This window comes from Serratia sp. Ag1 (assembly GCF_000743355.1).
Taxonomy (GTDB): domain Bacteria; phylum Pseudomonadota; class Gammaproteobacteria; order Enterobacterales; family Enterobacteriaceae; genus Chania.
Window position 1 is genome coordinate 1 of the sequence record NZ_JQEI01000009.1, and the last position, 22,549, is coordinate 22,549.

Sequence of the window (22,549 nt, forward strand, 5' to 3'; positions counted from 1 at the left end):
AATTAAGGGACACAGCCTAGCCACGGCGGTAATTTCCAGAACATCAGCGCTACCAGCGCCACCAGGGCCAACCCGAAATCTGGCGGCGCATGAATCGCACTCGTCCAAACCGGTTGGTAGAGGGCGGACAGCAACAGGCCAACCACGGCCGCATTGATGCCGGACAGTGCTGCTTGGGTACGAGTGTTACGGCGCAAATGTTCCCAAAACGGCAACGCCCCCACCACCAGCAAAAAAGACGGAGCAAAGATGGCTAACAGGCAGATCAGGCCACCAAGCCAGCCTGTGGGCACCTGGTTCATCGAAGCCCCGAGAAACGCCGCAAAAGTGAACAGAGGGCCGGGAACAGCTTGCGCAGCGCCGTAACCTGCCAGAAATGCATCATTGCTAACCCAACCGGAGGGCACCACATCGGCTTGTAACAGCGGCAGCACGACATGCCCGCCACCAAAGACCAGCGATCCGGCCCGGTAGAAAGCATCCACCATTGATAGCGTCTGATTCGGGAACATCGCCGTTAACAGTGGTAACCCTATCAGCAGCGCAAAGAACAGTGCCAGCCAGCACAAGCCAACCCGGTGCCGCATAACAATCGGCAAGGGATCCTGTGCTGCTTCCTGCTGAGGTTTGAACAGCAACAGACCAATGATCGCCGCCATGGCGATCACCCCCACCGGCCCCCAGGCAGACGGTACCAAAAGCACAAAACAGGTCGCTGCTGCCATGATGGTGATGCGCGGTGCGTCTGGGCAGAGATTGCGCGCCATCCCCCATACGGCTTGTGCCACCACCGCCACCGCCACCACTTTCAATCCATGCAGCACCCCAATCGGCATCGCATCACCGTAACTGGCGATGCCCAATGCCAACAGGATCAGCACTATGGCTGACGGCAATGTGAATCCCAGCCAGGCGGCCAATGCCCCGGCATAGCCAGCTCGGGACAACCCGAGCGCAATACCGACCTGGCTGCTGGCTGGCCCCGGCAGGAATTGGCACAGGGCGACCAGATCCGCATAGCTGCGTTCAGTCAACCACTGCCGCCGCGTCACAAACTCATCGCGAAAGTAGCCGAGGTGCGCAATCGGGCCACCGAAGGAAGTCAGGCCCAGTCGGAGAAAGATCAGAAAAACAGCCCATGGGCTATGGTCAGTCTTGGTGATATCGGTCATCGTTATATCTTGTTTTCTGGTTGTGTTAGACCACAATAATCGAACATCAACAACGAAACACGATAATGATATCAATGGGGTCTAGGAGATCGTCGGTGAACACCAGATTACTGAAAACATTCCTCGTCGTGGCTCAAACCCAAAACGTCACCCGAGCCGCCGAAGTGGTCCATCTCGCACAGTCGAGCGTCAGTGACCAACTCCAGGTGCTGGAAGCTGAATTAGGTTTCGAGTTATTTAGCCGAACGCGGCAAGGATTGCGTCTGACACCAGCAGGTGAAGCGTTGAAGTCGTATGCCGAAGACATTCTCGCGCTGGTGTCTGAAGCCCAGTCGGCAGTGGCATTGGCGGCGGATCGCCGCGAGCAGTCTTTAACTCTCGGAGCACTGGAAACTATTGGCTCGCTCTGGCTACCGGTGCCGCTGGCTGATTTGCAACGCCAACAGCCCGATCTTGGTCTACAGATGAAAATCACGGGCAGCGGGCAGTTATTACAAGGTGTCGCCGACGGCACGTTGGATGCAGCGTTCTGTTTCGACAAGGGGGAACTCGATGAACGCCTGAACAAACGGGTGATTTCGTCTGAACCGTTGGTGTTTATTGGGGCTCCCGAATCAGCAAAAGCGAGCTTGACCATCAGCCTTGAGTCCATCCCAGCACTGCGCTTTATCACCACAGAGCAGGGATGCATCTATCGACACCTGTTTACTCAAGTCTTTGCCACCGCCAAACTGCCACCACCAGTGATTGCTGCCGAAGTCGGCAGCATCACGGCAATTGGTCGCCTGGTCGCCGCCGGGGCTGGCTATGCGCTGGTTCCCAGAATAGCGGTGGCAGAAATGCTTGAGGCGGGTAAAGTCGTGGAGCTGCCCTGGCCAGGCCAAATAGGAACGGCACCGCTCGTCCTGATCTGGCGGCGGCGACGCGTTCAATCTCCAGCCCTGAAACGGCTGCTTGCAGCAGCGGAGCAATGGGCGAGTATCAGATAAGCCGATGCCCCCCTTCAACCTGCAGCACCGTCCCTGTCGTGAAGGTGTTGCTCATGAGAAACTCTATCGCCTCGGCGATATCAGTGGCACATCCAACTCTTCCTACCAGCAGGCGCTTTGCCATCGCGGCCAGTGTCTCGTCTTTCTTATCCCCCGCGACAAAATTCCATATTGGGGTATCAATCCATCCCGGTGAGACGGCATTAACCCTCAGCGGCGCAAGTTCGACCGCCAAGGCACGTACCAGCCCTTCCAAGGCGGCATTGATAGTTGCAACCACCGCCCCTCGCGGCAGAGGGCGATAGGCTGCAATCCCTGAGGTCAGTGTGATGGAGCCTTTGGGCATCAGCCTGGGCGCGCCGTATTTCGCCAGCAGCAGTGGTCCCAACACTTTGCTCTCAATCGCCCGTTGTACAGCCTGAATATCCAGTGAAGACAACAATTCGTAAGCGCCCTGAATGTCGGCAGCGGTACAGACGATATGGTTCAGTTCGCCAATCTGCTCAAATAGGGACACAACCTGGCTCTCGTCAGTAATATCCGCCTGAATTGTTTCCAAGCGTGGGGGCTCCAGCAGGCTCTTGCGCGCCAGATTTAACTTTTCCCGATTGCGCCCCACGATGATCACCCGAGCTCCCTCGTCTAAACAACGCTGCGCCAGCGCTAGCCCCATCCCCGAATTACCGCCAACGATAAGAATCTTCGAATTCTCGTGTGTCATATGCCTTCCCTTTTCCGTTTCGAATGTTGCACTACGAAAACGATTTTTTCAGTTATGTGATGCATTAGAAAACGGAAAGGAGCGATACCATTATCGGCAATACCGATGATCGTTAGCAAACGGCCTCAGGTTGATTGGCGGCAGCACATTCAGTAAAGGGTATCGCGAGCGCCTCTGTTCTATTTTGCTTTGCTCTTGTTGTGGCGGCTTGCCGTCGAAATCAGCCCTTGGAATGTCGGGCACTCAAGATGTGACGGCGCGGGGCAATCGGCCACATGACGCAAAGCATTCTGCAAGACCGTCAGATTACGAATCTGGCGTTCCAACTCATCCGCTTTAGCATGCAGTGCCGCGCGCGGCAGATCCGGTAGCCCGTCTTTGCCGAACATCCCTGAAATTTCAACCAGAGAAAAACCTGCGGACTTACCCAGAGCAATCAATGAAAGCCGTAACAGAACGTCCACCTTAAACTGCCGCCGCAAACCGTGCCGCCCAACGGAGGCAATCAACCCGATCTCTTCGTAATAGCGCAGTGTCGAAGGCGTTACGCCAGATTGTTGCGCCACTTCACCGATATCCAGAACTTTCATACTTGACCTCAAGTTGACTTGAATTCGTACCATGCAGCAACACACAAATTCTTGCAAGAGGAAAACAGAGCATGAAACAAGAGCGCATTCACCCAAAAACAGCCGTCTGGCGCGATCGGAGAGGCATCGCCCTGTTGATGGCGGCGAGTTTGACCGTTATGGCAAATGCCACCATCAGCCCGGCCCTGCCAGGGCTGGAAGCCACCTTTTCAGCTACCCCCAATGCGGGAATGCTGACACGTCTTCTGGTACCAGCCCCCTCTCTGAGCGTGATTTTCTGTGCCCCGCTGGCGGGCCTATTCGCCGATCGTTTTGGCAAGCGCGGGATGTTACTGATCGGCGTTATCCTGTTTATCCTCACAGGCAGCGCTGGCCTCTACCTGCCAAGCCTGCCTGCAATTTTTGCCAGCCGTTTGGCCCTGGGGGTCGCCGTCGCGCTGATCATGACATCGGCCACGGCTCTGATTGGTGATTACTTCACTGGCGAGCAGCGTAGCAATTTAGTCGCGCTACAGATATCGGCGCGGAATTTCGGTGGCTTTCTGTTTATCTCACTGGCGGGCTACGTTGCGGCAATCTCCCCCCGGTTGCCCTTCGCCATCTACGGCCTGGCAGCATTTTTCCTGCCACTGATGTGGGTAGCGATCACCGAACCAGGCAAACCAACCCCTCGCGTCACAATAGCCGCAAGCCAAGGGCACCCAACCTGGAAACCTCTCATTCTTATGCTGGCACTTTTGCAAATGATGACGAATATGATCTTCTTCGTCATGCCGACGCAACTGCCCTTCTTCTTTAATACACAAGGCTATGACAGCGCCACAATGACCGGTTCAGCACTGAGTGTTTTGATGCTGACCGGCGGCGGTGCCGCCTTGCTCTATGCCCGGCTCAAACGTGCAATCGGTTTTGTTGGCAGCTACGCCTTGGGTTATGCTCTGATGGCTGGCGGATTCATGTTGGTAGGGTCTGAGGCTAATACCTGGCTCGTTTTTATCGGCACAGCGGCAATCGGTGCAGGTTACGCAACGGTTTCACCGAACTTTATCGCCATTGCGCTTAACCTGGTGCCAGAACGGCACAGAGGCCTCAGTGGCGGAATTTTAACCACATCCATATTTCTTGGTCAGTTCCTTTCCCCTTTGCTCTGTACCCCATTGATTTCAGCATTCGGGTACGATGCAGCATTTTATCGCCTCGCATTGCTGCTTGGGGGGATGGCTGTCACCGCAGGTTGCGTTGGGGCAGCCAAACGACTGCGCCTATCAGTAATAAAGTGAAGCACACCGCTACCAGAACAGAGTGAGCGGTATGACGCCACGGGTGACAAAGCAATCTCTCAATCGACTATTTTTGCGGGGCTAAACGCATGCCCAGCAGCGTTATCACACAGATAATCGCTCCGGCATAGAATGTGGAGGCGGCTCCCCATGCCTCCCATAATAGCCCCGCCCCCAGGCTGGCCAGCAAAAGTGCTCCCCCACTCATCAGATTAAACATGCCGTAGGCGGTACCACGCAAATCTGCTGGTGCGGTCTTGGCGATCATGGCCGCCAGTAAACCTTGTGTCATGCCCATATGAATACCCCACAGCGCCACTCCAAGCAGAATACCAGCCCAATGATGGCTGACAGCCAACACAATATCTGCGGCAATCAATACGCCTAACCCCAATTGCAGCATACTGCTGTGATTCATGCGATCAGAGAGTTTCCCAAAAGGATAGGCTGATAACGCATACAATAAATTCATTGCAACCATCACGAGCGGGATCAGAGCCAAAGGGATAGCCATTTGCTGCGCCCGCAGCACGAGAAAAGCCTCGCTGAAACGGGCAAGTGTAAATACGGCGCCGAGCCCCACCACCCACCAATAGTCTTTACTCAGCCGCCGTAAATTCTCCCGCCGAATAGGGTTACTGCGTTTATGTTCAATGGGCGATTTGGGTTCCTGAAGACCACAAAAAAGCAGTACGACCGCCAACACTGCCGGGATCACCGCGACCCAGAAAATAGCGCGAAAATCATCGTGCCATAGCAGCATCAGCCCAACGGCCAGTAGCGGCCCCAAAAAAGCCCCCATAGTGTCGAGCGATTGGCGTAACCCAAAGGCAGCACCACGGATCTCTGGCGGTGTCACATCGGCGACCAAAGCATCACGCGGCGCTCCACGAATCCCCTTTCCCACGCGGTCTAACAGGCGTGCACCAAGGATAACCCCAGGCGAACCGGCAAGAGCAAACAGAGGCTTGCTCAACGCCCCCAATCCATAACCCAATAGGGCCAGTCCTTTGCGTTTGCCAAGGTAATCACTGAGTACCCCCGAAAATACTTTGATGATTAAAGCCGTCGCTTCAGCCAAACCTTCAATCAAACCGATAACAACAACGCTGGCTCCTAAGGTTGTCGCCATAAACAACGGCAGCAGGCTATGGATCATTTCAGAAGATACATCCATCAGCATGCTGACGCCCCCCAAAACCCAAACGCCTTTGGGGATACGGCCTAACGTTGAAAAGCGTGAAAACATGATTTTACTCCGGCAATCTGCGGCCATCGATCATTACATTAATCCATCTTATCTTTGATAACACCAAAAGAGAATAACTCTCGAAGCTGATGATAATCATGGAAAAAACACATTACATTCAGTATCCATTATTACCCTCAAGGATATCAAGGTTGATATTTTTATGCTTTTTAGACGTGATTATTTAGAAATGAAATCAATTAATTTAATAAAGCTCAGATTAGTATATTCCCATTCCGATTAATAACTTTTATATGTGATAAAAAAATGTTGTCTTTACCTTCCTGACTGACCTTGTAAACTAATCCCCATATTCTATACAAACCCTAAAAAGTAATTAGCCGGCTGGTCCAGAAAACAAAATTAAACATAGTTCAGACTATATAATTTTCTACAACTCACCCATTGAGAGTCTCAATCCAAAGTCGTTCAGGAAAAGTATCAAAAAAACGAGTAGCCGACAGGTAATGTAGGCCAGTTATCCCGTTGTGGCTAAGGTTCAATGTCACTCAGCCTGCTGGGGGTTAAAAAATTTTTATATGTGATAAAAAAACATTGCTACTCAATGTCAGCAATGAATGGTTAGAATAATCTTAATTTGATTGAGAGCTAAATCAAACTCAAAAGTCAGCAAGAAAGGGACATCTTGTGTTCACAAAAAATGATGTAATCGGCGAAGCAATAGGCAAACGTAGCTGTAATAGATGGCAAACGTTTTTTCATTACCCCTGACATAGATAAATCACCTCATCAACAATAAAAAATTAACTTTTCACGCTGGCTTTAAGCGAGTGCGTTAAGAATAGTCTTTTAACAGGGTTATTCTTATGTTGCTCATATAAGAGCACGAATACACATAGAGCTTTATTGAAATAAAGCGCTTCAATAGTAACAAAGGAATATTATTTAATGAAAAAGAATCTTCTCGCAATCGCAGTATTAGCTTCTTCATCAGTATTCAGCCTCCATGCAGCAGCCACTGATGGTGATGTGAAGTTTACCGGCGAAATTACTGATGTTACCTGCAAGGTCGATACAGGTTCTGCAACACCATTGGCAGTGACATTGGGTAAAGTTGCCAAAACATCCTTCCCTGACGCTGGCGCTAGAGCCTCTGCAACCAAGTTCACTCTGCAACTGAGTGCTTGCCCAGACACTATCACCTCAGCAAAAGTGAAGTTTGACGGTACTGCAATTCCTGGTACTAACGGCCTGTTGGCGCTCACCGATGAGGCTGGCGTTGCCACCGGTATCGGTATTGAACTGTCTGACGACAGCAATAGCGTATTGCCACTGTTCACCGCTTCCAAGGCATACACCCTGCAAAAAGACGTGGTCAACAATCTGGACTTCGTAGCAAGCTACATCTCTACTTCCAAAACAATTACCACAGGCCCGGCGAACGCAACTGCCAGCTTCACCATTAACTACAACTAATATCCAGCATCAACCTTATTTACTGGTTTGATACTGCCACTTTAGGCAGACGCAAAAAAGTCTGTGCCTGCCTATTCTCTCAACATTGGAATCAATATGAAAAAATTTCCTACTGTGCTTGTCGCGTCACTGATGGTGATTGCCAGCGCCACACAGGCAGGTGTCATTGTTGGCGGTACGCGCCTGATTTATGACGGAGCCAAAAAAGAATCATCATTAAGCGTCAACAACCCAGACAAAATGCCCTATCTGATTCAATCCTGGGTTGAAAGCACTACCGAAGGCGGCGAAAAAGCGCCTTTTATGATCACCCCGCCACTATTCCGTCTTAATAGTGGGCAGGAAAACGTGCTGCGCGTTGTTTATGCCGGTAATCATTTGCCCTCAGACAAAGAGTCGCTGTATTGGCTGAATATAAAGTCGATTCCAGCAACTCAAAAAGAGGAGAGTGAAAACAAAAACACATTACAGATCGCAATAAAAACGCGCATCAAGCTGATTTATCGCCCTGCCGGTTTAAAAGGCAGCCCTGAAGAAGCGACTGAAAAACTCAGTTGGCAGCGCAGTGGCAATAGTTTGAAAGTGACCAACCCGACGCCGTTTTATATGAATTTTCAGGAAGTAAAAGTCGCAGGCCAGGAAGTGGAAGATGCAACGTATGTCGCTCCGGGCGCAACGGCCAGCTTCGCTTTGCCAGCAGGGGCTAACAGCAACAACGTGAGCTGGAAAATTATCAACGACTACGGCGCGATGGGCAAAGAACACCGCAGCACATTGTAAAACGCTTTTCCCCGTGAAATACGTCCCGATGTTTGGTCGATGTGAGAATTCATGGAGATGAATTCTTCCGGTAAATAAAAAGGTAAGACAGGTGAGTAATTATAAAAATCAGATTGGAAGACTACCACGCATCAGCCAGTTATCTTATTTAATTACCGTGATGTTGGGTACCCTTTCTTTTGGTACCCAGGCGCGTGACTATTTTAATCCAGCCTTGTTGGAAATGGATAACCCCCATCAAGGCAGTACAGATCTTTCTGTGTTTGAAGAAGGCGATTTACAAGCTCCAGGAACGTATCGGGTCGACATTTATATTAACAACGAGGCGAAAGGGACGAGCAATGTCGAATTCAGCCTGTTGAAAGATGCCCAGGGTAAAGAGAATTTGCAACCCTGCTTAAGCGTTGCCCAGTTAAACGAAATGGGGGTTAAAACTCATCTGTTTCCGGGCATGGGCGATGCAGCGGCCAAGTGCGCCGATTTAAGCGTGATCCCGCAAGCCAGCGCAGAATTCCGCTTCAACTCTCAGCAGTTGCGGGTCAGTATTCCGCAGGCAGCGATGCAGCAGGATGCGCGTGGTTACGTGCCAGAAAGCCAGTGGGAAAACGGGATCTCTGCCTTATTGCTCAACTACAGCCTTAACGGCGCGACGGCTCAGGCTCGTGACGGCAGCTCGGCGCGCAGCAGCAGCACATTTGCCAATCTTCGCCCTGGATTAAATATCGGCCCATGGCGTTTACGCAATTATACCACCTGGAATCGCGATAACAGCGGGCAGGACCAATGGAATACCATTTACACCTATGTTCAACGCGATATCGTCACCTTAAAAAGTCAATTGACATTGGGTGATGGCTCATCACCCAGCGATGTGTTTGACAGCGTCCCCTTCCGCGGCGCGCAATTGGCTTCAGATGAAGACATGATACCGGATAGCCTGAAAGGCTATGCGCCGGTGATACGCGGTATCGCACGCACCAATGCACAGGTGACGATTCGCCAGAATGGTTATGTGATTTATCAGAATTACGTCACGCCCGGCGCATTCGAAATCAACGACATGTTCCCTACCGGTGGTAGCGGCGATCTACAGGTGACCATCAAAGAAGCCGATGGCAGCGAACAACGATTAGTGGTGCCCTTCGCCTCATTGCCGGTTCTACAACGTGAAGGAAGCCTGAAGTATGCCGTGAGCGGCGGGCAGTATCGCTCCTATGACAGTAACGTAGAGAAGAACACGTTTGCTCAGGGAACGGCAATCTACGGTTTGCCTTTAGGGTTCACTGGCTACGGCGGGGTACAGTTTGCTGAACACTACCAGGCGCTGGCGCTAGGCATGGGGAAAAACCTGGGTAATTTTGGGGCGCTCTCTACGGACCTCACCCATGCCGAATCCACACTGCAAAACGCGCCTAAAACGCAGGGACAATCCTGGCGCCTGCGTTACAGCAAAAATATCGTGCAAACCGGTACTAACTTTGCCATCGCAGGGTATCGATATTCCACCGACGGTTTTTACGGCATGCAAGAGGTGATGGATACTTACCGCATTCAGAATAGCGCGCCAGGTATCGAGCGCAGGCGTAACCGTGCCGAATTTACGCTGAGCCAAAACCTCTGGCAAGGTGCCGGCGCACTTTCACTTAGCGTGGTTGACGAAGACTATTGGAACAGTGAAAGAAACTTGCGTTCAATTGGCATGGGTTACAGCAACAGCTGGCAGGGGATCAGCTATTCACTGAACTACAGCTACAACATAAACGCATCAGCAGGCGGCACGGCAAACAACGAAATTTACGATAAGAACCATCTGGTTGCCTTCAACATCAGCGTGCCATTGGACCGTTGGTTGGGTAATAGCTACGCCAGCTACAGTATGAACAGCAGCCAGAAAGGCGGCGCAACCCACAGCGCGGGCCTGAGTGGTTCGGCGTTGGCAGAAAGGAACTTAAGCTGGGGTGTACGACAAGGCTACAACAGCCAAGACCGCAGCAACAGCGGTAACCTGAACGCCGACTACCGTGGCACTTATGGCCAGATCAACGCGGGTTACGGCTACGATCCGCAGAGCAAGCGCCTGAACTACGGCCTGCAAGGCGGCATTATTGCCCATGAGAATGGCGTGACCTTTGGGCAACCGTTGGGGGAAACCGTGGCGCTGGTCCGTGCGCCGGGTGCCGCAGGTGTTTCTGTCAACAACCAGATCGGCGTCAAAACAGACTGGCGCGGGTATGCGATTGTGCCTTATGGCACCCCATACCGTAAAAATCAGGTGCAATTGAATACCGAGACGCTACCGGATGACGTAGAACTGGCACAAACCTCGCAAAACCTGGTTCCCACTCGCGGGGCCGTGGTGCGCGCCAGTTTTGATACCCAGATTGGGCAGCGGGTAATGATGACCTTACTCAAAATGGACGGGGCACCGGTACCGTTCGGCGCAACGGTCAGCGATCCGGCGCAGAAAACCGCGCAGGGCTTTATCGTTGGCGACAGTGGGCAGGTCTATCTGACCGGGCTTGCTGAGCGTGGCTCGCTCACCGTGAAATGGGGCAATGAGGCGCATCAAACCTGCCAGGTGGCCTATTCTCTGCCTGCACAGAAGGCGGAAGATAGCGTTATAAAACAACTTGATGCAAGGTGCCAATAAAATGAATAACTCAGAGTTAACGATGCGTAAAATATATTTATTCGCGAACATTGGGTTAGCGTTAATTATGCTAATCATTTCTTCAGCGAGTTACTCAGCAACCTGCCAGGCGTTCTATACAGATGTTGCTATTGGCACTAGCGTAGAGGTAACCGTAATGAGAGACTTGCCGCTCAATACAAAGATTGGGCCAGGAGGGAGTGGACCTACTTATGTGTATGGGTCGTACGTGGCCTACCGCTGTTTTGGGGCTGCAGGAGAAGTGCTTAACATAGGTCTTTCTACCGACTTGCCTTTTTATGGCGTTATCAATGGCAGAAATGTTTACACCACAAATGTTCCCGGTTTAGGCATAGCGATCGCGGGATCGGCTATCAGTACTGAGATGAGCCTATCGGGTAATGAGACACTTCGCGAACCTGCCAATCCGCCGACAAGCTACATTGATGGCAGCAATCTCTTGTTTGGCCAAGCGAACAGTCGGCAAATTAACTCGTTTCAATTCACCAAAACATTGCCGCTAAACGGCGATCTTCGACGGATGTATACATTTAACCTCGCTGTTGAGTTTTATAAAATAGGCCCTATCACTTCGGGGATTTTTACCGGTAAATTTGCAGAGTTACAAATAGGAACCAATGGTCCAATAGCACCGGTCGGTGTAATGTCTTCATCTGGCGCTTTTAAGGTGAAAACCGTTAGCTGTTCTCTTAATACCCCGGCGATCCAGGTACCCTTAGCTGATATTAACGTTATTGAACTTTCTGGCGCCGGTCGTGCGTTCAAGCCTAAAGCTTTTTCCGTTGGCCTTAATTGCGAAGCCGGAACAAGAATTAGTGTGACGATGAATGGGACAAAAAATACCGACACTTCTGCTAATGGTGTGTTGCAATTAACCAATGCTGGTTCTCCAGATGTAGCAACTGGGGTCGGCATTCAGGTTCTTTATAATTCTACTCCGCTGGTTTTGGATAATATTCTGGCACTAAAAACCTCCGCAGGAGGGCAGGAGAACCTCACATTTACCGCGCAATATTATCAGACGGCCAGCAAGGTCACGGGTGGTGCGGCCAACAGCACTATGACATTGAATATCACTTATCAATAACATTAACAGACCCTTTTTCAACGGGGTCTCATTATTTAGAGCAGCGATGATGAAAAATTACGGACATAAATTTCTATTGCTTTCTTTGCTGTCAGGTTCTGGAGTTTATCAAGCTTCTGCCGACCCTGTTCAGGTCAATATCACAGGCAAGGTGATCGCCTCACCCTGCACGCTGGACACGGCAAACTCTACTCTCAGCGTTGACTTGGGTGATATTCAGGCCACCGCTTTGGGTACAGCAGGGACCTATGGTGGTTCAGAGAAATTTTTTAACCTGGTGCTAAATAATTGCCCGGCCACCACCAGCAAGGTGACGGCGACCTTCTCTGGTACGCCTTATGATGCTGATAATAACTTTTTTGCCAATAGCGGAACCGCGACAGGCGTAGGGATTAAAATCAAAACATTTGCTGAACCCTATACGGGGACGACGGTGCGGCCGACTTCGTCTACCTGGACAGTAGCGGTTAATGCGGCAACTAAATCTGCGACGTTGGCATTTGCCACCAAAGCGTATACCGCTACTGGCAATGCGACCCCAGGCTCGATAAATAGCGTTATGCAAGTGGCTTTCACCTACCAATAGTGATATGCCGAGCAACATCGATATTAATAATAATACACCTGCAATGATATTTAAAAATGATTAAAAAAATAGTATTTCCTAAAATAAGGTTAGTATTGGGCTTGTTGGCATTTTCCCAACTGAGTCATGCTGCCGTAACCTGCACTACTGAGGGGCCATCTGCATTTACTATTTCCAGTAGCACGATCACGGTCCAAAGAGATCAGCCCATAAACTCACCAATTTCGGATATTATCTATGGTAACAGTTATAACAATATATTCACCTGCCTAAATCCCGAACCCACTGACTGGTCGGTTCTGGGTATCGCTACAACCTTACCCTATAGCACAACAATAGATGGAAAGAGAATATACAGCACTAACATGCCTGGTGTGGGGATTGCTATAGGTACCAGTGGCAGTTACTGGATTTCTAATGGTTTATCTCTATGGGGGGATGTTAACGGCAGGATTATTTTTGGTGCCAGAGGCCCCGTTTTTTATAACTTTTCAGCTCACCCTAGTGTTCAGTTTTATAAAATCGGTCCCATCAGTTCAGGTACTATCAGTGAGCAACAGACTCATACATTGAAAGTAGGACAAGACGATGGAAGTTATATCGGGCCATCCATTCCAGTCAACCTGAGTGCAATCCAGGTGAATGTTATTGCTTGTTCTATTAATAACCCGGTGATTCAGGTGCCGTTAGATGATGTTAACATTAATGAGTTTTCTGGAGTCAATAGTACACTCAAGCCTAAAGATTTTTCCGTTGGCCTGAATTGTGATGCCGGCGCAAAAATTAATGTAACGATGACCGGTACAAAAAATACCGATACTACTGCGGATGGTGTATTGAAATTAACCAATGCGGGCACCCCAGCAGTAGCAACCGGGGTGGGTATTCAGATCCTCTATAATTCTGCTCCGTTGGTTCTGAATAATATGCTGGCGCTGAAAACCTCCGAGGGGGGACAGGAAACTTTCCCCTTTACCGCGCAATATTATCAGACCACCAGCAAGGTCACGGGCGGTGTGGCCAATAGCACTATGACATTGAATATCACGTATCAATAATATTAACCGGCCCCTTTCAACAAGGCCTCATGATTTAGAGCGGCAATGATGAAAAATTACAGATATAAGCCTCCATTTACAAGGTTATCAATGAAATACAATTTGATCGTCACCATATTGCTGAGCACAGTGTGCAGCACTATGGCTAACGCCGAAAATGTGGCGGTCAATGGTAGAATTGTGGCTAGCCCCTGCACCGTTGACGCCGCATCAGCCAGCCAGATTGTCGATTTTGGTCGTGTCAAGAAAAGAGATATGCAACAGGCTGGCAATGCAAGCGACTGGCGTCCTTTTCAGGTCAGCTTAATTAATTGCCCCCCAACAACCAGCCGTGTTACGGCGAGTTTTACCGGCATGCCTTTTCCCGGTGACGCAACACTTTATGCTTCTTCTGGTACGGCTTTGGGCGTAGCGGTTCAGGTGGCGCAGGATGCAGATAAAAGCCGTATTCAGAGGCTCGGCAGCAGTATGGTGGTAGACGTGGATCCAGTAAAACACACTGCCACCTATGCTTTATCTGCCAGATTGTTCAGCCCTAATGGTGATATTGCTGCGGGGGATGTGAATAGCCAACTGCTAATGAGTTTTACCTATCAATAGTGATCGGCAATAGCATCAGGCTGTAGCAATTTTTTGCCTCAGCCGCCTAGCGAAAATACAGTTTAAAACGCATCTACCATTCATACTGGCTAACACTCAACATAAGGGCTGCCAGCTTTAGCCGTTGTTAAGCCAAAGGTAAATCTTAAATGAACCAAACGATACCTAAACATCGTCAGAGACACAGTGACAAATCGCATTGATATTTTTCTATAAAAATCCCAGCCAGAATTTTTACTGGGCATAGTGTGTGCTGGGATTATATTATTTACCACTCTGCCATTATTATAACTACTTTTTAGTAGATTAGATTTTATTTACTCAAAAACCAACATATACATCCAATTCACCCCCAATCAGCCCTTATGATTAGTTTTATTTATCGCATATAAAAAAATGTTGCTTTTTATCAACAAATAAATGACTTAGAATTTTCTTAGTTTAGCTCTCAATAGTTTAAAAACCAGCGCTAAATGGATGGCTATTTCTGTTCACCTTGAGTTTTATAAAATTTCATAGTAAGCAACTTGCTGCGTGAGGAAGACAGGCATAAAAGCGCCTCTGATGCCATTCGCCATGGCCAATATTTAACCCGCGATACATTCAGGTTCATTATTTTCCACCAATAAATTTTATAACCAAAAAAATCGAGTTGCCTGTAAAAAGCAACAGAATAAAAAACCGGTCAAAGACCGAATAGGTAACGTTTCTTATATATAGCACGTAAGGTAAAAAAATGAAAAAAAACATCATAATAAAAAGCCCATGTAACTTCATTACCATTGGGGTTCAGAAGATATTAAATGATTTGGTTCAAGAGAAAAAAATCAATTCAAATATTGATATTAAAGTTTGTGAAAACAATAGAGCTTTTCCGAGCATAATTTCGGAGGATAGTTTTTTAATTATCACTCTGTTACGCAAGAACTATACGCAAGATTTTATTTTGAATCTGATGGAAAATTACGCCTCCAATGTGGCAACGGGTTGCAAAATAGTCATCCTTAGCGACTTTTCTTGTTCTGATGTATTAAAAAATTGCATATATAACTTATGCAACTCTTGCATCATCCTTGATATCTCAATGAATCTCAAGGAATTAAAAGATAAAGTAGCTCATTTTTTACTGAGCGAAACACTGATCTCTGATGATGATAGAAAAGCTAACAGGCCCACCCTTTCACAGCGAGAAATGAGTGTGTTATATCTTTTATTAAAAGGAAATAACTTGCAGTGCATCGCTAATCATCTAGGTATTAATTACAAAACTGCAAGTCATCACAAACGTGTAGGGTTGTATAAATTTGGTGTTCGCTCACTGAGTTCTTTTATGCTACCACATAATAGAATCAATACGCTGAGTCGATAATTGTTAACAAGCAAGGCAACCCCTCACCATTGAACATGCATTTTATAACAACACCGTTTTATTCAACTCAGGGATTAGTTGTTAATGAACACACTGCCTAAAATAAGTCATTTACAAGTATTTTTGGCTATTGTGAAGAATGGAGGCTTTCGCAAAGCAGCAAAATTACTTAATGTCACTCAACCTGCATTAACTCATTCAATGAATGAGCTAGAGAAAAGCTTGGGCACTTCCTTATTTATACGGAAAAAGCAAGGTATTCATCTTACTAAAGCAGGAAAAGTTCTTGATGAGCGCGCTCAGTTTTTAATTGACACTTACGAATCAGCCATTAATGACGTAAAGTGCCTCAGCGAAGATGAAATAGTACAAGAGCTATCTTTGGGGGTCTCCTCTTTCTCTTTGTTTTCAGAGCTATCGTCAAAAATCAGTGATTTTCAGATTGCTTCACCAGAAGTGAAAATTAAAATCGTTGAAGATGATTTATCTATATTATTGAGAATGCTACGTGCAGGAAAGCTTGACTTTATTATTCATCCTGATAGTGAAAAATTTATTAATGATGACCTGATTGATGAGGTTCTCTTCAACTCTAAAGTTTGCATTTTAACCAGCATAAAAAGCCCATTAAATAATACTAACTCAGTGGCTAATCTGAATAAAATAAAGTGGTTTTTACCAAAATCAAAAGTGGATTATTACAACCATATTAGTAACTTGCATAAAGATGCAATGAAAAGTAACAATCCCATTTTTTTACGGGGGGGGATAATGTCTTTGTTAATGACATTGAATTCTGACTTCATCACTCTGGCTCCAGAATTCATTATAAAAAACAATACATTGATGCATGGTTTTCATGAGGTAAAACTCAAAGAACCGCTTCCCGATATAATCTATAAAATTGTTTATTCACGTCATTTCCCATTAAAGAGTACGGCAAAAGACCTTCTTAATGAATTAATAAAGAAATGTCATTAGAAATTAAAAAAGGTTTCCTTAGTATGATTAAGTTACAACAAATGAAAATTTTTCAAATGGTTGCAGATTTGGGCAGCATAAGGGCTGCAGCCGCAGCGCTGCACCTTACACAGCCTGCGCTAACGCGCAGCCTTAAAGAACTCGAAGCATCACTAGATGTTAACTTAATTATCAGAGGCACAAACGGTATTACACTGACTGAGGCCGGGAAAGTATTTAAGTTACGCACAGAGCAGATACTTAAAGACATAGACTCAACAAAAAAAGAAGTTAAAGATATTGTGGCGTTTAAAAACCACGGTGTGTCATTTGGTTTTTCGTCATCCTTGGCCTATACCGTTTTACCTGAAACCATAAAGCATTTCCAAGAGGAGTTTCCCAAAACAAGCATTAACCTTTTAGAAGGGCAACTAACAGAACTGCTCCCTAAAGCACGTAGTGGCGAGTTGGATTTTTGTATTTCTATTATTGCCGATGACATACCTATCGATGATTTCGTTATTGATGCTTTCTTTAGCATGCCTTTCTATATTGTTGCACGTAAAGGGCACCCTTTAGAGAAAAGCACATCCATTGCAGATCTTAACAATGCTGATTGGTGCCTGCCGTCAAACTTATCTGGCTATCAAAAGGAGGTCGAATCCATAATAATTTCTGAAGGAAATGATAGAAACATACTTAGAGGGGAAACAGGTGAAATCAGGCTAAGCATGGCCTTGAGTACCGATTATTTAACGTTGGCACCTGCTGCTATTTTTAAAGAACCTCTATTTAAAGAAAGCCTGGTCAGTATCAAGGTAAGTGAACCAATACCTAATGCTTTATATTGCGTAATGCATCAACGCAACTTCCCTTTATCCCCTGCGGCTCGGTGGTTAATAGATAAGTTTAAAGCCAATATCGGCAAATACTGTGAGTTTTGGGAAACCGTTAATAACGCTGAAGAGTCACGCAGTATCTCGTAGATAAAAGCAAACAATAAATCTCACCCAGAAGCTCACGAAGCAGAAATTTGCTGATTTTATTCAAAGGGCAAGCTCTCATCTCCTGCCGACTCCCCTTTCGCAGCGCTTAAACAGATAACCGACCGAGTTGCCTCGGCCGATTTTGCCTATCAATCAGGCAGTTTATTGTAAGGATTATCAATTAAATAAACCCATTTGCCCTGTGCATTCTTGCGAAACACTTCACTGGCAAACCATTCTTCCTGCACTTTGCCATTCATATCAACCAACTGCCAACGGCCACTTCTTAAAATAATGTCGCCATTCTGTACCGTGTTTGAAGAACCAGGAACGCTTTGGACACGCATATTTTTATCCGCCAGTATCTCGCGAAATCCTTGCTTAATTTCGTCCCGACCTTTGGCAAGAGTGCCGTCCTGTTTGACCAGAATGCCTTTTTCATCAAAAAACTGCGCGATAGCTTCCACATCCCGCGCCGCCATAGCCTGACCAAAACCCGTGCGCGTGCTATTCAACTCATCGACAGCATGGGCGCTCCCCATAACTGTAAACAAGAGCGTAACAATGACTTTTTTGTAGCCTACTGTAAGCATGGTGTATACCTCATAATGGGAACAGGATAATGACTGAAGCCCGTAAGGTAACACCTTGTTAGAAATATAAAAACATTCGTGAGCTCTCGTTCCCCTCCCCTAGCCTTTAACCATGCCCGATAGACCTTTACCGGGCATTTTATTCAGACGGGTATTACCGGCTATTGTCTTACCGGAAAGTTTGCCGACTGCTGGTGCGTCCAACTCAGCATCTGGGCTGCCAGCCTGTCACTGGCCAAACCGAATGCCTGTACCACTTTATCCATTGACCTGCCGCTTATCGACTGCCGAACTTCGAAGCTGCGGCTCGTGATCACTCGGCGATCGGAAGTGCGTACCAGGCGTGCGTCAAAACGAATCACCACTTCCCCGCTGTCGCCGTTATACACACCTTGGAATGACAGCAGTTCACCGTTAAGTTCAACCTCAGCCTGCACGTTGTCTTCATCGCCACTCACTGAGAGGAAGCGGCCATCGGCACGGAACTCCTGAATCAAGCGGTTACGCAACAATAACGGAGCTGGATCGCTCCAACGTGAGCCGGAGAAAGAGGTAATCTCCGCCCCTTGAGGCTGAACGGCAATCCGCGAACTGTTCAGAAACTGGTTAGTGGTCGGTTGAACAATACGCAACGATTGACCAAACGACTGCCCGCTGCCATAACCGGCCACAGGCTGAGCAGGCAACAGATAGACCTGCAGCACCGGGCTTTCCGGCAAAATAGTGCAGGCCACCAACGGCATAAACAACATCAGGGCTAACAGCCGTAAGGCGTTACGGCGGTAGCGTGCATAGATAACGCGGAAGTCAGTCATTGTGGTGTAAACTCCTTGGTACGTTCGCGGCCTCTGAGCAAGGCGGACGGGTTTTCTTCCAGACGATTCATCGCACCGCGCAATGCCACCAGCGTTCTGCGCAATTCGTCAACCGCCGGGCCGAGTTCGTTGAATCCCTGCATCCCACTACTCAGCGAGCTTTGGTTTTCACTGATCAGTTTGTTAAGCAGCGCGCTGGTTTGTTCCAACGATGCCATGGTTTTGGCCGCGTTAGCGACCAACAGCTTACCTTGCCCATCGAGCAGACCATTAGCATTGCGAACCAGACGATTGGTTTGTGCCAACGTGTCATTACCCTGCTTGGTCAGCAGCGCCAACTGTTTTATTACCGTGCGGATGTCCTCACGCTCCCCAGCCACAGTACCGGTTATCTTTTCCAGATTATCCAGCGTGTTGACCAAACGCTGTTGGTTATCCGGCGTCAACACCTGGTTGAGACGCATCAGCACTTCATTGATATTGGTGACCAAATCTTCACCATTGGTGAGCAATTGGCTTAACGGTGATGGGGTCGCAATAATCACCGGAATTTCACCATTTTGCCCCTCCAGCAACGGGCTAGCCTCAGAACCGCTACTAAGCTGAATGTTGGACGTCCCAGTAATGCCCGCGACGGCCAGCCGAGCCTGAGTGTCCTTTCTGATCGGTGCCGAAGCGGCTACCCGGACACGGGCCCAGACTTTGCTTGGCACCTCTTTATCCAGCCGCAGCTGAACCACCTCCCCCACACGGATCCCGCTGTAGTTCACCGAACTGCCTTGTGAAAGACCACTGACAGCTTCGTTAAACACAATATCGTACAGTTTAAACTGACGATCGCTGCCAGCTTTGGTCAGCCATAGGCTGAACAGCAGCACAGCGCCGAAGATGATGAGAGTAAACAGACCAATCAGTACATGATGAGCACGGGTTTCCATTTCTTATTGCCTCTCTCGAATGTTCGTTACGGTCTGTTGCGCAGCCCGCCCTCGCGGGCCGTGGAAATACTCTTGGATCCAGGCATCATCGGTGGCGGCTACGACGTCCAGTGAATCAACCACCAATACCTTTTTCTGCGAAAGCACGGCAACCCGGTCACAAATCGTATAAAGCGTGTCCAGATCGTGGGTCACCAGGAACACGGTTAATCCCAACGCATCGCGCAGCGTGCGGATCAGGCTGTCAAAGGCCGCAGCACCGATAGGATCCAGCCCGGCGGTGGGTTCATCCAGAAACAGTATTTCCGGGTCCAGCGCCAGTGCCCTAGCCAGGGCGGCACGTTTCACCATGCCCCCAGAAAGTGATGCCGGATATTTGTTACCCGCATTGGCAGGCAAACCTGCCAGCGCCAGTTTTACCTGAGCCAACTGTTCCGCATCACTGCGTTGTAACCCGGCATATTCAATCAGGGGCAATGCCACATTCTCAGTGACGGTCAGCGAGCTGAACAGCGCCCCACGCTGAAACAACACGCCAAATCGCCTTTCCAGCGTGGAACGGCGTAAGCCGGAAAGCGTCATCAAATCTTCACCAAAAACATGGATCTGCCCCGCTGTCGGGCGGCGTAACCCAACGATGCTGCGCAACAGCACAGATTTACCGGTGCCAGAACCGCCAACCACGCCCAGAATTTCACCACGCCGAACATCAAGATCAAGATCCTCGTGAACACACTGTTTGCCAAAACAGTTGCGCAATTTACGAATGCGAATAATGGCCTCAGGGGTTGTTTGATTCACCATCCCATCTCCATGAAAAACAGTGCGGCGACGGCATCAAGCAAAATCACCACAAAGATTGAATGTACTACGCTGGACGTTGTGTGAGCCCCGACAGAAGCCGCGCTGCCGCTGACTTTGAATCCTTCCAGACAACCCACAATCGCAATCAGGAAGGCAAAGACCGGCGCTTTGCTCATCCCCACCAGAAAATGCTGCATGCCTCCGCTGCCCTGCATGATGGTCAGGAACATGGTGGGTGAAATATCCAGCGTCAGGACACACACCATTGCGCCACCAAAGATCCCGCTGATCATGCCGATAAAGGTCAGCATCGGCAGCGCAATCAGCAACGCCAGCACCCGTGGCAATACCAGCATTTCTACCGGATTCAGCCCCAGCGCCTGGATCGCATCAATCTCTTCGTTAGCTTTCATCAGGCCAATCTGAGCGGTGAAGGCGCTGGCAGTACGGCCTGCCATGAGTATCGCGGTGAGCAACACGGCAAATTCACGCAGGAAGGAAAACACCACCAGATGAACGGTAAAAATACCGGCACCGAAGGTAGCCAACACCGTGGAGCCGAGAAAAGCGATAACCGCACCCACCAGGAAGGTCAATAACATGATAATTGGTACAGCGTTGAGGCCGATCTGCTGAATATTGGCCACCAGCGATGTCAGCCGCCAGCGTGAAGGGCGCAGCAGGCTACCAAATAGAGCTTGCAGGGTGAGGCCGATGAAGCCTAAGAGATCGATAAAGTTTTGCCAGAAACTGGCCATGGATTGGCCAATGTTGGCAAGCAATTCAACCAGGATGTTTGGCGATTTTTCCGCTGCCGGTGGATCAAAACCCTGCAGAGAACGGCCAACGGTTTCCAGCAGAACACGGCGTTCTGCTGGCAGAGAAGGCGCGATCTGGCCAAGATTAAGGATCCGCTCGATACCAAGCAGATTGACCAGTAATGTGGCCCCAGCAGTATCAAGGCCCTGCAGTTGGCTCAGATCAAATACCGCATTACCGGGCAAGCGGGCCTGCAATTGCCTGACGCCCATCTCCAGCAAGCGGTAATGCGCCAGTACCCAATCGCCGCGAACCAATGCACGTGGGGGTTGAACAGTATCGTCCAGATTAAGTAACGCACTGAGCTGTTGTTCTGCCATAAAAAGAACCTGTTCCCCTTTACCGGGCTACGTCATCGCAACATAGCTAAAATAAATGACTCATCTATGAGTAACGTACCATTTTTATTATTCATAGCCTTACAAACAGAAGACGGACTAAGAGTTTATTGTTCAAAACAGCGGCAACATTGCTGACCTCACCGCACGACGTCAAAACAATCACCTGAAGGCTTGCTGCAAGACGATACTCTAAGCGTAGCGGGTCTAGGCTGATTTGCTACATCAGCGAAAAAAAATCAATGCGTAACCCCCTAATACAGCGTGGGTTTTGGAGCAGAAATGCAGGTGGTGTCGGGAGATCTGGCGGGGATAGGCAGGGCTGAAAAATGCCAGCCCTGCTGCTTGAAAATTTACTTCACTTCGCCCATGGCTTTCAGCTTTTTGGACAAATCACGGCGTTCTTTAGACAAATCAGCGTTCTTGATGATGTAATCGTCAACGCGATCTTCATAGTCGCTGCGCATATTGGCAATAATGCCCTGAATGTCTTCAATGCTCATGCCTGGCTTGATGTACTCACTCAGGTTATCGAGCAGCAGCACGCGCTTCTGGTTATCGCGAATCTTCTTTTCGTTGTCGGTAATTTCACGCTGCAGCTTGTTTTTACGGCGGAACATACGCACAAACTCCAGTACGTCCTGAAAACTCGGCTTATTTGCATTATCCATCTTTATACCCTTGCTTAAGTAATACACAGATTCATT

22 protein-coding genes are annotated in these 22,549 nt (G+C 48.6%); 12 read left to right on the forward strand and 10 right to left on the reverse strand.

Translation table 11 applies throughout. From position 1 onward, the window contains the following. Window positions 1-2: 2 nt before the first annotated feature. A complete protein-coding gene (chrA, locus tag IV04_RS05215) occupies window positions 3-1,172 on the reverse strand; it encodes a chromate efflux transporter (RefSeq protein WP_051916688.1) in 1,170 nt (389 codons plus the stop codon). Between the two features lie 95 nt (window positions 1,173-1,267). Between chrA and IV04_RS05220 the strand changes: the two genes are divergently transcribed. After that, complete coding sequence (locus IV04_RS05220; protein WP_037402168.1) at window positions 1,268-2,161, forward strand: LysR family transcriptional regulator; 894 nt, start codon at window positions 1,268-1,270, stop codon at window positions 2,159-2,161. On the opposite strand, the gene IV04_RS05225 is transcribed toward IV04_RS05220, so the two are convergent. Further along, window positions 2,154-2,882: an SDR family oxidoreductase gene (locus IV04_RS05225; RefSeq protein ID WP_037402170.1), complete on the reverse strand. Its 729-nt coding sequence runs from the start codon at window positions 2,880-2,882 to the stop codon at window positions 2,154-2,156. The genes IV04_RS05220 and IV04_RS05225 overlap by 8 nt on opposite strands. Before the next feature lie 179 nt (window positions 2,883-3,061). After that, window positions 3,062-3,472 (reverse strand): helix-turn-helix domain-containing protein, encoded by a 411-nt coding sequence (locus IV04_RS05230; RefSeq protein WP_037402173.1) that lies wholly within the window; start codon window positions 3,470-3,472, stop codon window positions 3,062-3,064. 71 nt (window positions 3,473-3,543) lie between these two features. Between IV04_RS05230 and IV04_RS05235 the strand changes: the two genes are divergently transcribed. Beyond that, a complete protein-coding gene (locus IV04_RS05235; protein WP_037402175.1) occupies window positions 3,544-4,752 on the forward strand; it encodes an MFS transporter in 1,209 nt (402 codons plus the stop codon). Window positions 4,753-4,819: 67 nt separating this feature from the next. On the opposite strand, the gene IV04_RS05240 is transcribed toward IV04_RS05235, so the two are convergent. Continuing rightward, entirely contained in the window at window positions 4,820-6,001 is a 1,182-nt protein-coding gene (locus IV04_RS05240; protein WP_037402177.1) for an MFS transporter, read from the reverse strand. Window positions 6,002-6,910: 909 nt separating this feature from the next. On the opposite strand from IV04_RS05240, the gene IV04_RS05245 reads away from it, so the two are divergent. From IV04_RS05245 to IV04_RS05290, 10 genes are all read left to right on the forward strand, one after another. Then, on the forward strand, window positions 6,911-7,438 hold the full coding sequence (locus tag IV04_RS05245) for a fimbrial protein (protein WP_037402180.1): 528 nt from the start codon (window positions 6,911-6,913) through the stop codon (window positions 7,436-7,438). A 96-nt stretch (window positions 7,439-7,534) separates the two neighbouring features. Further along, window positions 7,535-8,218 (forward strand): molecular chaperone, encoded by a 684-nt coding sequence (locus IV04_RS05250; protein ID WP_037402181.1) that lies wholly within the window; start codon window positions 7,535-7,537, stop codon window positions 8,216-8,218. A gap of 160 nt (window positions 8,219-8,378) precedes the next feature. Then, complete coding sequence (locus IV04_RS05255; protein WP_037402601.1) at window positions 8,379-10,868, forward strand: fimbria/pilus outer membrane usher protein; 2,490 nt, start codon at window positions 8,379-8,381, stop codon at window positions 10,866-10,868. Window position 10,869: 1 nt separating this feature from the next. Then, window positions 10,870-11,976: a fimbrial protein gene (locus IV04_RS24640; RefSeq protein ID WP_051916690.1), complete on the forward strand. Its 1,107-nt coding sequence runs from the start codon at window positions 10,870-10,872 to the stop codon at window positions 11,974-11,976. Window positions 11,977-12,022: 46 nt separating this feature from the next. Beyond that, window positions 12,023-12,562 (forward strand): fimbrial protein, encoded by a 540-nt coding sequence (locus IV04_RS05265; protein ID WP_051916692.1) that lies wholly within the window; start codon window positions 12,023-12,025, stop codon window positions 12,560-12,562. A 56-nt stretch (window positions 12,563-12,618) separates the two neighbouring features. Beyond that, window positions 12,619-13,620: a fimbrial protein gene (locus IV04_RS05270; RefSeq protein ID WP_081893172.1), complete on the forward strand. Its 1,002-nt coding sequence runs from the start codon at window positions 12,619-12,621 to the stop codon at window positions 13,618-13,620. Between the two features lie 45 nt (window positions 13,621-13,665). Next, the gene (locus IV04_RS05275) at window positions 13,666-14,220 is read left to right on the forward strand and encodes a fimbrial protein (RefSeq protein ID WP_081893173.1); all 555 of its coding nucleotides are present in this window, start codon (window positions 13,666-13,668) and stop codon (window positions 14,218-14,220) included. 736 nt (window positions 14,221-14,956) lie between these two features. Then, the gene (locus IV04_RS05280) at window positions 14,957-15,589 is read left to right on the forward strand and encodes a LuxR C-terminal-related transcriptional regulator (protein WP_037402188.1); all 633 of its coding nucleotides are present in this window, start codon (window positions 14,957-14,959) and stop codon (window positions 15,587-15,589) included. Between the two features lie 84 nt (window positions 15,590-15,673). Next, window positions 15,674-16,570, forward strand: coding sequence for a LysR family transcriptional regulator (locus IV04_RS05285; protein WP_037402191.1), 897 nt, complete (start codon window positions 15,674-15,676; stop codon window positions 16,568-16,570). Further along, window positions 16,561-17,535: a LysR substrate-binding domain-containing protein gene (locus tag IV04_RS05290; protein WP_037402194.1), complete on the forward strand. Its 975-nt coding sequence runs from the start codon at window positions 16,561-16,563 to the stop codon at window positions 17,533-17,535. Before IV04_RS05285 ends, IV04_RS05290 begins: the two co-directional genes overlap by 10 nt. A gap of 149 nt (window positions 17,536-17,684) precedes the next feature. Here IV04_RS05290 and IV04_RS05295 read toward each other — a convergent pair whose 3' ends face one another. The 6 genes from IV04_RS05295 to tmaR form a co-directional block, all read right to left on the reverse strand. Next, window positions 17,685-18,128, reverse strand: a complete 444-nt coding sequence (locus tag IV04_RS05295) for a DUF4440 domain-containing protein (RefSeq protein ID WP_037402196.1) — start codon at window positions 18,126-18,128, stop codon at window positions 17,685-17,687. A 161-nt stretch (window positions 18,129-18,289) separates the two neighbouring features. Beyond that, window positions 18,290-18,943, reverse strand: coding sequence for an ABC-type transport auxiliary lipoprotein family protein (locus tag IV04_RS05300; RefSeq protein WP_037402199.1), 654 nt, complete (start codon window positions 18,941-18,943; stop codon window positions 18,290-18,292). Next, window positions 18,940-19,881, reverse strand: a complete 942-nt coding sequence (locus IV04_RS05305; protein WP_037402202.1) for an MlaD family protein — start codon at window positions 19,879-19,881, stop codon at window positions 18,940-18,942. Before IV04_RS05305 ends, IV04_RS05300 begins: the two co-directional genes overlap by 4 nt. Before the next feature lie 3 nt (window positions 19,882-19,884). Further along, on the reverse strand, window positions 19,885-20,685 hold the full coding sequence (locus tag IV04_RS05310) for an ABC transporter ATP-binding protein (protein WP_037402205.1): 801 nt from the start codon (window positions 20,683-20,685) through the stop codon (window positions 19,885-19,887). Next, complete coding sequence (locus tag IV04_RS05315) at window positions 20,679-21,824, reverse strand: ABC transporter permease (RefSeq protein ID WP_037402207.1); 1,146 nt, start codon at window positions 21,822-21,824, stop codon at window positions 20,679-20,681. Before IV04_RS05315 ends, IV04_RS05310 begins: the two co-directional genes overlap by 7 nt. A gap of 371 nt (window positions 21,825-22,195) precedes the next feature. Then, a complete protein-coding gene (gene tmaR, locus IV04_RS05320; protein WP_037402210.1) occupies window positions 22,196-22,513 on the reverse strand; it encodes a PTS system regulator TmaR in 318 nt (105 codons plus the stop codon). Between the last annotated feature and the right edge of the window lie 36 nt (window positions 22,514-22,549).

Coding starts and splice junctions, on each gene's coding strand:
- IV04_RS05265 (WP_051916692.1), top strand. CDS start 12,023: ATGATGAAAAATTACGGACATAAATTTCTATTGCTTTCTTTGCTGTCA.
- IV04_RS05295 (WP_037402196.1), bottom strand. CDS start 18,128: ATGCTTACAGTAGGCTACAAAAAAGTCATTGTTACGCTCTTGTTTACA.
- IV04_RS05250 (WP_037402181.1), top strand. CDS start 7,535: ATGAAAAAATTTCCTACTGTGCTTGTCGCGTCACTGATGGTGATTGCC.
- IV04_RS05225 (WP_037402170.1), bottom strand. CDS start 2,882: ATGACACACGAGAATTCGAAGATTCTTATCGTTGGCGGTAATTCGGGG.
- IV04_RS05280 (WP_037402188.1), top strand. CDS start 14,957: ATGAAAAAAAACATCATAATAAAAAGCCCATGTAACTTCATTACCATT.
- IV04_RS05305 (WP_037402202.1), bottom strand. CDS start 19,881: ATGGAAACCCGTGCTCATCATGTACTGATTGGTCTGTTTACTCTCATC.
- IV04_RS05300 (WP_037402199.1), bottom strand. CDS start 18,943: ATGACTGACTTCCGCGTTATCTATGCACGCTACCGCCGTAACGCCTTA.
- IV04_RS05285 (WP_037402191.1), top strand. CDS start 15,674: ATGAACACACTGCCTAAAATAAGTCATTTACAAGTATTTTTGGCTATT.
- IV04_RS05255 (WP_037402601.1), top strand. CDS start 8,379: ATGTTGGGTACCCTTTCTTTTGGTACCCAGGCGCGTGACTATTTTAAT.
- IV04_RS05270 (WP_081893172.1), top strand. CDS start 12,619: ATGATTAAAAAAATAGTATTTCCTAAAATAAGGTTAGTATTGGGCTTG.
- IV04_RS05230 (WP_037402173.1), bottom strand. CDS start 3,472: ATGAAAGTTCTGGATATCGGTGAAGTGGCGCAACAATCTGGCGTAACG.
- tmaR (WP_037402210.1), bottom strand. CDS start 22,513: ATGGATAATGCAAATAAGCCGAGTTTTCAGGACGTACTGGAGTTTGTG.
- IV04_RS05275 (WP_081893173.1), top strand. CDS start 13,666: ATGATGAAAAATTACAGATATAAGCCTCCATTTACAAGGTTATCAATG.
- IV04_RS24640 (WP_051916690.1), top strand. CDS start 10,870: ATGAATAACTCAGAGTTAACGATGCGTAAAATATATTTATTCGCGAAC.
- IV04_RS05315 (WP_037402207.1), bottom strand. CDS start 21,824: ATGGCAGAACAACAGCTCAGTGCGTTACTTAATCTGGACGATACTGTT.
- IV04_RS05240 (WP_037402177.1), bottom strand. CDS start 6,001: ATGTTTTCACGCTTTTCAACGTTAGGCCGTATCCCCAAAGGCGTTTGG.
- IV04_RS05290 (WP_037402194.1), top strand. CDS start 16,561: ATGTCATTAGAAATTAAAAAAGGTTTCCTTAGTATGATTAAGTTACAA.
- IV04_RS05245 (WP_037402180.1), top strand. CDS start 6,911: ATGAAAAAGAATCTTCTCGCAATCGCAGTATTAGCTTCTTCATCAGTA.
- IV04_RS05235 (WP_037402175.1), top strand. CDS start 3,544: ATGAAACAAGAGCGCATTCACCCAAAAACAGCCGTCTGGCGCGATCGG.
- chrA (WP_051916688.1), bottom strand. CDS start 1,172: ATGACCGATATCACCAAGACTGACCATAGCCCATGGGCTGTTTTTCTG.
- IV04_RS05310 (WP_037402205.1), bottom strand. CDS start 20,685: ATGGTGAATCAAACAACCCCTGAGGCCATTATTCGCATTCGTAAATTG.